This is a genomic window from Pseudomonas spirodelae, from assembly GCF_034653255.1.
GTDB lineage: Bacteria > Pseudomonadota > Gammaproteobacteria > Pseudomonadales > Pseudomonadaceae > Aquipseudomonas > Aquipseudomonas spirodelae.
Map to the genome: position 1 here is coordinate 1 of NZ_JAYEET010000007.1, position 8,693 is coordinate 8,693.

Annotated in this window: 10 protein-coding genes and 1 pseudogene; 6 read left to right on the top strand and 5 right to left on the bottom strand. The window is 55.2% G+C overall.

The window, feature by feature from the left end; all coding sequences use genetic code 11:
• From SOP97_RS02750 to SOP97_RS02765, 4 genes and pseudogenes are all read right to left on the bottom strand, one after another.
• Positions 1-180: pseudogene (locus SOP97_RS02750) on the bottom strand (IS21 family transposase); the annotation flags it as partial.
• Positions 181-292: 112 nt separating this feature from the next.
• Positions 293-487: a hypothetical protein gene (locus tag SOP97_RS02755; protein ID WP_322948160.1), complete on the bottom strand. Its 195-nt coding sequence runs from the start codon at positions 485-487 to the stop codon at positions 293-295.
• Positions 484-1,875, bottom strand: a complete 1,392-nt coding sequence (locus SOP97_RS02760; protein ID WP_167143857.1) for a heavy metal sensor histidine kinase — start codon at positions 1,873-1,875, stop codon at positions 484-486. The genes SOP97_RS02755 and SOP97_RS02760 overlap by 4 nt, the downstream gene beginning before the upstream one ends.
• A complete protein-coding gene (locus SOP97_RS02765) occupies positions 1,872-2,555 on the bottom strand; it encodes a heavy metal response regulator transcription factor (RefSeq protein WP_167143860.1) in 684 nt (227 codons plus the stop codon). The genes SOP97_RS02760 and SOP97_RS02765 overlap by 4 nt, the downstream gene beginning before the upstream one ends.
• 206 nt (positions 2,556-2,761) lie before the next feature.
• On the opposite strand from SOP97_RS02765, the gene SOP97_RS02770 reads away from it, so the two are divergent.
• The 6 genes from SOP97_RS02770 to SOP97_RS02795 all read left to right on the top strand — a co-directional run bounded on the left by SOP97_RS02770 (position 2,762) and on the right by SOP97_RS02795 (position 7,597).
• Positions 2,762-3,121 (top strand): co-regulatory protein PtrA N-terminal domain-containing protein, encoded by a 360-nt coding sequence (locus SOP97_RS02770; RefSeq protein ID WP_167143863.1) that lies wholly within the window; start codon positions 2,762-2,764, stop codon positions 3,119-3,121.
• 157 nt (positions 3,122-3,278) lie between these two features.
• Entirely contained in the window at positions 3,279-3,836 is a 558-nt protein-coding gene (locus tag SOP97_RS02775; protein ID WP_167143866.1) for a cupredoxin domain-containing protein, read from the top strand.
• A 148-nt stretch (positions 3,837-3,984) separates the two neighbouring features.
• Positions 3,985-4,518: a cupredoxin domain-containing protein gene (locus tag SOP97_RS02780; protein ID WP_167143869.1), complete on the top strand. Its 534-nt coding sequence runs from the start codon at positions 3,985-3,987 to the stop codon at positions 4,516-4,518.
• 103 nt (positions 4,519-4,621) lie between these two features.
• A complete protein-coding gene (locus tag SOP97_RS02785; protein WP_167143872.1) occupies positions 4,622-4,867 on the top strand; it encodes a DUF2933 domain-containing protein in 246 nt (81 codons plus the stop codon).
• 5 nt (positions 4,868-4,872) lie between these two features.
• Positions 4,873-7,239, top strand: coding sequence for a heavy metal translocating P-type ATPase (locus SOP97_RS02790; RefSeq protein ID WP_322948161.1), 2,367 nt, complete (start codon positions 4,873-4,875; stop codon positions 7,237-7,239).
• Positions 7,240-7,396: 157 nt separating this feature from the next.
• Positions 7,397-7,597: a heavy-metal-associated domain-containing protein gene (locus SOP97_RS02795; RefSeq protein ID WP_167143878.1), complete on the top strand. Its 201-nt coding sequence runs from the start codon at positions 7,397-7,399 to the stop codon at positions 7,595-7,597.
• Positions 7,598-7,694: 97 nt separating this feature from the next.
• On the opposite strand, the gene SOP97_RS02800 is transcribed toward SOP97_RS02795, so the two are convergent.
• On the bottom strand, positions 7,695-8,414 hold the full coding sequence (locus SOP97_RS02800) for a hypothetical protein (RefSeq protein WP_322948162.1): 720 nt from the start codon (positions 8,412-8,414) through the stop codon (positions 7,695-7,697).
• Positions 8,415-8,693 lie beyond the last annotated feature (279 nt).

Below are 8,693 nucleotides of genomic sequence, written 5' to 3' on the forward strand. Positions count from 1 at the left end.
CTCCAGCGTGGCGTGAAAAGGGCTGAGTTTGTTGAAGATCGCGCGGCGTTGGTAGACCGGCGGCTTGGCCTCAGGTGCTCTGACCCACTTGCGAATCGTGTTGCGCGCCAACCCGGTGCGCTTGGCTATCTCATGCAGCGACAGCTTGTCGCGGAAATACATCCGGCGAATTTTGCCCATCATTTCCATACTGATCACCCTGTGTTCTCCTGCTCAAAAATTGAGCAGAAGCAGTTGAACACCTGGGTCAGTTTTCAGTCGGCAGAACAGCCTCTACTGGGTCAGTTTTCGGTCAGCGGCAACAGTGCTGCTGTTCGATTTTGCGAATTTCGGCCTGAAAAGCCTCATCTAACAAGCTCGGCTTCTTGCGCCAAGGCTGGCGGTCAGGCTTGCGCTGGGCGGCGTACAACACAACTTCAGCTCCCGTGGTAGCGACAAAGCTTTGTGCTTGTCGCTCAAGTTCGGCCCTCAACTCGTCTTTGGTCATAGCGCTCCTAGGATGGTTGCTGGGGGAAATTCCATGTGAAAGGCGGTGATGCCATTGCTGGAAGTGCACCAGATCTTGCCATTGTGGGCCGCCACAATGGATCGAGTAATGGCCAAGCCAAGCCCGGCATTGCTCGGGCTGCCTTCACGGCGAGCCGGGTCTACTCGATAGAAACGGTCGAAGAGCTTATCCAGGTGCTCCGGCTTGATGGTTTCGCCTGGGTTCTCGACAATTAGAGTAACGGCACTTGCGGTCGACTTGATCGTTACCAATATCGTCTTCCCGGCAGTTGTATAGCGCAACGCATTGGACAACAGGTTCGAGATCGCCCGATCCAGCATCAGCTTGTCACCCAGCACGCTGCCAGAGCCGGTCACAACCAACTGGATGCCTTGCTCGTCCGCTAATAGGTGGTAGTACTCAATCAGCTTGGTGGCTACCTCGCTGAGCTCAATGCGCGATTGCTCGGGAATGATCAGGCCGTTGTCCGACTTAGCCAGGAACAGCATGTCATCGATCATTCGCGACATGCGTTTCAGATCGTCTAGGTTCGAGTAAAGATTCTCTTCATAGGCTTCGAGGTTACGTTTTTGGGTGAGTACCACCTCGGTGTGCGTCATCAGATTACTGAGTGGTGTGCGTAACTCATGGGCGATATCGGCAGAAAAATTTGAGAGCCGAACAAATGCATCGTCGAGCCTGGCAAGCATCGCATTGAACGAAGTCACCAACTGCTGAAGCTCAAGAGGGACGGGCTCCAGTGGAATGCGCTCCTTCAGTGACCGCGCAGACATCGACGTCGCGACATGGGTCACCTGTCGCAGGGGTCTCAACCCACTACGCGCGACCACCCAGCCCAACGCAGCGCTGACCAGTGCGCTAATCACCAAGCCAATCCAGAACCACCGCTGCAACGTTTCAAAGAAATGCACATGGTTGGTCACATCAAGGATCAGCAAAGCCGTTAGAAACGCAGGTTGGTCAGGGGTTGATACCTGCGCGGTCATCCCTCGATACATGTGTCCATTTTCCTCCCACGCCCACATGCCGTGGTCAGGATTGAGGCGGTATTTCTCGGGAATATTGAAAGGCAGTGGCTCGGCAAAAAGCACGGTACCGTCGTTTGCAAGGATGATCGCCGCTAAATCGTGGTGAGCCCCTAACAGCGCTTTCAGCTGAGGCAGCACCTCTTCAAGGTCTGCATGGCTACGCGTATTACTCAGGATTTGCTGAGTCGATTCTAGCTTCTCGTCCAGCGTCTGCTGGTCAAGCATCATGAAGTGATGCCGGCTGAGCTCGTTGAAACTCAGGCCGGCCACCGTTAGGACTGCAATCACCGCAAACATGAACATCAAACTCATACGCGCGGTCAGTGACAGGTGCTTCATTCAGACTCCGGCGCATCAAGCATGTAGCCCATACCACGAGCGGTATGAATCAGTTTTAGCTCGAAATCATCGTCAATTTTCGCCCGCAAGCGTCGGATAGCCACTTCAATCACATTGGTGTCGCTGTCGAAATTCATGTCCCAGACCTGGGACGCGATCAACGACTTGGGAAGAACTTCGCCACGCCGACGCAGCAGTAATTCGAGCAGCGAGAACTCCTTTGCAGTCAGATCAATCCGCTTACCACTGCGCACGGCACGACGCTTAAGCAGATCAACTTCAAGATCGGCTATTTTCATTGTGGTCTGCGTCGGCGAACTATTGCCGCGGCGGAGCAATGTCCTGACGCGGGCTAACAACTCAGAAAAAGCGAAGGGCTTGACCAGGTAGTCGTCCGCCCCCAGCTCTAGACCTTTCACACGATCCTCGACACCGTCCCGCGCCGTCAGAAATAACACCGGGACATCCTTACCTGCAGCCCGAATCATCCGCAGCACTTCCCAGCCATCCAGGCCCGGCATCATCACGTCCAGAATCAACAGATCATAGGCCTCGCTCAGCGCATGCTGGAGTGCATCCGTTCCCGTCATAACGCGGTCGACGTTGAAGCCAGCCTCAGTGAGACCTTGCTGCAGGTAAGTGCCTGTTTTTGGCTCGTCTTCAGCGACCAGAAGTTTCATGCGGGCGGTTCCCAAATTTTGAGTGGCCTGAGTGTGCAGTCAAATCCCCCTCCCAACCAGAAGCTTACGAAAATGTAATCCTAGCTTCAGGCCTCTGTCAGGCGGCCCTGTCTAGGGTGCAAGCATGAGCACTAGGTTGTGCTCTTGGCCCTCTAATGAATAACAACAGAGGTGCCGGTCACTGCTTCAATTGAGGAGACTGCCCTATGAAACTGCTTAAACCTTTATTTCTGGTTGGTTCGCTCCTGCTTGCTTCAGCCGTTTGGGCAGAGGGCGGGAGTGACCGCGTCTTCGAGCGCATCGAGAGCATGCGAGACAAAGCCGAAGCGGTACTAATTCAGGCGGAAAAGGCTCCCGCCAGCGAGCGCCATGTGCATATGAAAGAGCACATGAAAATGCTCGACGAGATGATGAACCAGCTTCACAGCGAGCATCCTGCTCCCGGCATATCTACGGAAGAACATCTTGCGTGGATGGAGCGACACGACAAATTGGTCGACGACGTACTTGCGCAGATGATGCGTGAGCACAAGCTGATGATGGCCGATAAAGAGTGTCACCCATAAGAATTCCCATCTTCAAGGCCTTCATGATTGCTCCTTTGGCCTAGCGGCACCTCGACGGTGCCGCGTTTTTTTCAAGCTGACTAAGTTTTGGGGTCAGCCCCCCGGCAGGAAACGGGGAATAGCATGAGATTTCCAACCACCTCAGTGAGGTCTCATCATGAAACGTTCACGCCCCCAGTTGTTGATCACGGCGCTGCTGTTCGCAGCTGCAACTCAGGCCTCGGCACAAACGCTTGGCCTTGAAAGCAACATTGGTCAGCCGGCCAAAGCAACCCCCGCTACACGTACAGTTTTCGTGAAAATGGATGACATCAGCTACGGCCAGAAGTCTATCGATGTGAAGCCTGGCGAAACCGTCCGCTTCGTGTTGAAGAACGAAGGGGCACTGATGCACGAATTCAATATCGGTAAAGCCGTATCGCAACTGGATCATCAACGCAAAATGGCTGCTTTGGTCAAGGACGGCACACTGACGCCAACAGGCAAAGCGAAGTCAATCGTCTGGCATGAACGGTCGGGCCTTGGAGACTCCAATCCACCTGGCATTCCTGAAGTCGTTGAAGCAATACATGATGACCCAAACGCCATCCTTGTTGAGCCCGGAACTACCAAGGAGTTTGTCTGGACCTTCAGCGACTCGGCCAACCTCAACTTCGCCTGCACCCTCCCTGGACATTATCAGGCCGGGATGGTCGGTGAATTCGTAATGCGCTGAGACAACAATCAGGTGCCCCCGGCCAATGCCGGGCCGCACCTGATTTCAGTGCATCTTTCAGATATGTAGTTTTCGCGTAAGCCAGCTGACAGCACCGCCTGATTAGCATTGATGTTGTTCCTAACAACTCCATTTTCCGAGATGCATTATGAAAGCCAAACTAACTTCATTTTTTCTCGCCACAACCCTGGTTTTCTCCGCCTCTGCTGCCATGGCTAACCCGAGCCATAGTAAAAGCGATATAGGCCAACCAGGAGACGCCAAGCAAGCTGATCGCATCATCGAAATCAAGATGGGCGATATCTATTTCGAGCCGAAGAGCATTGATATCAAAGCAGGAGAAACCGTCCGCTTCGTACTCAAGAATGAGGGCTCGCTACTGCATGAATTCAACCTGGGCATGGCAGCCGCACATGCAGCACATCAAAAAGAAATGGCCGCAATGTTTCAGAACGGCACGCTGTCTCCAACGGGCGCACAGGACATGAGCAACATGGATCATGCTATGGGCGGGATGAAGATGGTCGGCATGAAACACGACGATCCAAACAGCGTCTTGATCGAGCCGGGAGCCACTGAAGAACTGGTATGGACCTTTACTAAGGCAACGGGGCTTGAGTTCGCCTGCAACATCCCAGGCCATTACCAATCGGGGATGGTTGGTAAAGTGAACGTACGCTAATCATTGAGTTCGGATTGATATACGTCAATTGCTGGGACGCAGTAGAGACTATTGTCATTTGCTGTCCCACCAATACTGCCTCAACTCAAACGAGGATCGAGCTATGGACCACTCCCACCACCCAGGCTCTGAATTGCCATTCTGGAAAAGCAAAACTGGCATTGCACTGATCATGTTGGCTGTCATCGCCGTTTTTTATGTGGCCCGCGAGCATTTTGGCCACATCTCCCAGGCACTGCCTTACTTGATTCTGCTGTTGTGCCCGCTGATGCACATGTTCGGCCACAACCATGGTGGGCATTCCCATCAGGATGGTGCTGATACTCCCAAGGACGACAACCGGAAGTAAGCCCTATGCACACCACATCGCGCCAACTTGACCATGAGCATTCCAAGCATCAGGAAGACCAGCATGGGAGTCAGCACGATCCGGTGTGCGGCATGGCCGTCAAGCCAGACAGCCCATTCAGTGAGAGCCACGAAGGTCAGACATACCGTTTCTGCAGCGCGAAATGCCAGGAGAAGTTCCGGGCAGCACCTACCAGCTATTCGAACCCGCCCAAGAGTACGGAACACCAGCATCATGAAGCTGCGCCTCCCTCATCAGGGGCCGCAGGGACGGCGGAGTACACCTGTCCTATGCATCCAGAAATACGCCAGCCAAAACCTGGCAATTGCCCCATCTGTGGCATGACCTTGGAGGCAGTGATTCCGGAGCTGGAGGAAGAGGAGAATTCAGAACTTAAAGATTTCTCCCGGCGATTCTGGTGGACACTCCCACTCACGATTATCGTGACGGTCTTGGCTATGGCCGGCCACTCATTAACGCTATTTCATGGCGCAACGCAGAACTGGGTAGAGCTTGCCTTGGCGACGCCTGTGACACTCTGGGGCGGCTGGGTATTCTTTGCCCGAGGCATCGACTCAGTCCGTCATCGCAGCCCAAATATGTGGACACTGATTGGCCTGGGTACAGCCGCAGCCTACCTCTACAGCGTTGCTGCGACCCTGGCCCCACAGCTGTTCCCCCAAGCTTTCTTCCAGGACGGGCGCATTGGTGTCTACTTCGAGGCTGCGGCGGTAATCATCTCCCTGACGTTGTTGGGCCAGATGCTCGAACTCAAGGCTCGTTCACAAACCTCAGCCGCAATCAAATCGCTATTGGGCCTGGCACCCAAAACCGCGCGGCGCATTAACCCTGACGGCCAGGAAGAAGATATTCCGTTGACCCATGTGCACCTGGGCGACCATCTGCGAGTACGTCCCGGCGAGAAAGTCCCAGTTGACGGCATCGTTCTCGAAGGCGAAAGCGCCGTCGACGAGGCCATGCTGACCGGCGAACCGCTACCGGTTACCAAGCGCGTTGGCGATACGCTGATCGGCGCAACCATGAATACCCACGGTAGCCTGGTAATGCAGGCGCAGAAGGTGGGGGCCGACACCATGTTGTCCCAAATCGTGCAGATGGTCGCCAGAGCACAGCGCTCCAAGGCCCCCATGCAGCGCATGGCCGATGCAGTCGCGGGCTATTTCGTACTCGGCGTGATCGCCATCGCGATCCTCACGTTCTTCGGCTGGGGCTTTTTCGGACCGGAGTCGGGCTGGGTATTCGGCCTGATCAACGCGGTTGCCGTACTAATCATTGCCTGCCCTTGCGCACTTGGCTTGGCGACCCCCATGTCGGTGATGGTCTCGACAGGCAAAGCTGCCACCAGTGGCGTCTTGTTCCGCGATGCCAGTGCCATAGAGAACCTGTGCAAGATCGATACGCTGATCGTCGACAAGACCGGCACGCTGACCGAGGGACGGCCTGTATTTCATAGCGCAGAGGGTAGCGGTCAGTTCGCGCCTAACGAGGTGCTGCGCTTTGCTGCAAGCCTCGATCAAGGCAGCGAGCATCCGCTGGCTCATGCAATCGTTGACCACGCCCGCGCCCAAGGCGTTGAGTTGGCCAAGCCGGATTCTTTCGAGTCGGGCTCAGGCATTGGTGTGCGTGGCCACGTGGACGGTCGACAACTGCAACTGGGTAATACTGCGCTGATGGAAGAGGCCGGAGTAGATGTCACCCCTCTGCGCAACCGTGCAGAGCAACTTCGACTGGAGGGCATCAGCATTATTTACTTGGCGGTAGATGGCGTACTGGCAGGGCTGCTGGCTGTCTCTGACCCGATCAAACCGAGCGCCAAGCAAGCAGTCATCCGACTTCAAGAGGTCGATGTGAAAGTCATCATGGCCACCGGTGATGGACTCACGACCGCAAGAGCTGTGGCCAAGGAACTGGGTATCGAAGAAGTCCATGGCGAGGTTAAACCCCAGGATAAGGAAAAGCTGGTGGCCGACCTGCAGAGCTACGGTCGCCGAGTGGCCATGGCTGGCGACGGCATCAACGATGCCCCCGCACTGGCCCGTGCCGATGTCGGTATCGCGATGGGAACCGGTACTGACGTGGCCATGAACAGTGCTCAGGTGACCTTGGTCAAAGGTGATCTGATGGGCATCTTACGGGCAAGAACCTTGTCCGTAGCCACGGTGAAAAACATGCGGCAGAACCTAGCCTTTGCCTTCATCTATAACGCCATGGGAATTCCACTCGCAGCAGGGGTTCTTTATCCCCTGACTGGCCACCTGCTGTCGCCCATGATTGCGGCACTGGCCATGAGCGTCAGTTCAGCATCGGTTGTATTCAACGCATTGAGGCTGCGGAAAACCCGCATCGACTGAAATGAACGTGAATCTAAAGCCAGTCGGCAGGTATCAGTAATTCCATCAATTCCGAAAGAACATCTACCAACGCTAAAAAACAAGCTTGACCTTACCATCGTGTCAAGGTCGATGCTCAGGTTACGGCATCTATGCCGCCTAACCAACGAGGTGATTTATGTTCGTTCTACAGGTATCAGGAATGGGTTGTGGCAGTTGCGTCAGCAAGATCACAAAGGCAATTCAGGCGGTAGATGACACCGCAAAAGTGGAGATTGACCGTGCTGCCGGCAAGGTATCGGTAGACAGCCAAGAACCCGCGGAATCTATCCGCAAGGTGATTCAAGACCTGGGTTATGCCGCGCAGGTCAGCGCGTAAGCGCCAACTGAGTGGTGATCGAGACACCCTCAATCCGAGCTTTTGCGAGCGCTGAGGTCATGGCTTCGGGGCCATGACCTCATTTGAACTCTTAATATCAGACCAGCACCGCTACCTGGGCCTCGATCAGAGTTTCCACGGCCGCGTAGAGGTCAATATCCGTTTGCTGAGTTTTGATCGACACCACCAGACTGTACCTCACGGTGTCGTCATATCGCTGCTGCTTAACGAGAGTTTTCCACCACCCCAGTGCGGGATAGATACCAAGCATTCCCCGACCCGCCAGTTCGGCTGCAGTGCCTCGCCAGATGTCCGAGTGGAGAGAACCGCGATGCCGTGTCTGAGTACCGAGCAGCCAGTTCGGATCTGAGCCGCCGCCCTGGTAACCACCTTCTTCCTCATCCCGTGCACGCTTGTTGATGCGCTGGCGGAACTGGTCACGGTCTTCGTTTGGGCGACTGACATCAAAGCGCAAGCCGTGCGACTCGTAGCGATAGCGCCCCTTGATACCGCGTTCGGCTATGCCAGGGTTTGGCTCTACGAAGTAGGAAAGGGTCACTCGCATTTCCACCTCGATGTTGCCTAGGTTGAGCAGTTCCTCCTGTGGCCAGGGAAGCAAGTGAAGATGCATGTCCCGCGCGGTGGGCGGCTTGGTGCCCTGCCTCATGAACGGCCTCAGATGATCCTCGACAATCATGGTCAAGGAGTCGCCGGCGCTCCACAGGGCACGACTCAGGTCTGGTACGCCAAAGCCGCAGTGCTTAAACAGATTTTCGTAGCCGGCCTTAGTGCCAGCAGCAAGGAAATCCTGTCGCATACGATCAGGCCACTCAGCCGAGTGCACGATTAGGGCTCGTGTTGGCGCTGATGGAAAATTGACCCACCCTGCCGATTGAAATTTGACCCAGGGCGGATTGCTGATTTTGTTACCAGCAACTGTGGATAAGTCTACCAGCGCAGCTGCTGTTGCCCCCACTCCTTCGCTAGCCCAGTTCAGTTGTTTAAGACCTGCCACACGCAGCCATGTAGCAGGCCGTCGTCGCCATGAAATCAGAACGGCTCATCGTCCTCCGGTTCTTGGCCGCCCTTACGCTTT

What these genes read in the sequence shown, in the direction of transcription:
- SOP97_RS02755 (WP_322948160.1), bottom strand. Translation starts at nt 487, where the DNA reads ATGACCAAAGACGAGTTGAGGGCCGAACTTGAGCGACAAGCACAAAGC.
- SOP97_RS02760 (WP_167143857.1), bottom strand. Translation starts at nt 1,875, where the DNA reads ATGAAGCACCTGTCACTGACCGCGCGTATGAGTTTGATGTTCATGTTT.
- SOP97_RS02765 (WP_167143860.1), bottom strand. Translation starts at nt 2,555, where the DNA reads ATGAAACTTCTGGTCGCTGAAGACGAGCCAAAAACAGGCACTTACCTG.
- SOP97_RS02770 (WP_167143863.1), top strand. Translation starts at nt 2,762, where the DNA reads ATGAAACTGCTTAAACCTTTATTTCTGGTTGGTTCGCTCCTGCTTGCT.
- SOP97_RS02775 (WP_167143866.1), top strand. Translation starts at nt 3,279, where the DNA reads ATGAAACGTTCACGCCCCCAGTTGTTGATCACGGCGCTGCTGTTCGCA.
- SOP97_RS02780 (WP_167143869.1), top strand. Translation starts at nt 3,985, where the DNA reads ATGAAAGCCAAACTAACTTCATTTTTTCTCGCCACAACCCTGGTTTTC.
- SOP97_RS02785 (WP_167143872.1), top strand. Translation starts at nt 4,622, where the DNA reads ATGGACCACTCCCACCACCCAGGCTCTGAATTGCCATTCTGGAAAAGC.
- SOP97_RS02790 (WP_322948161.1), top strand. Translation starts at nt 4,873, where the DNA reads ATGCACACCACATCGCGCCAACTTGACCATGAGCATTCCAAGCATCAG.
- SOP97_RS02795 (WP_167143878.1), top strand. Translation starts at nt 7,397, where the DNA reads ATGTTCGTTCTACAGGTATCAGGAATGGGTTGTGGCAGTTGCGTCAGC.
- SOP97_RS02800 (WP_322948162.1), bottom strand. Translation starts at nt 8,414, where the DNA reads ATGCGACAGGATTTCCTTGCTGCTGGCACTAAGGCCGGCTACGAAAAT.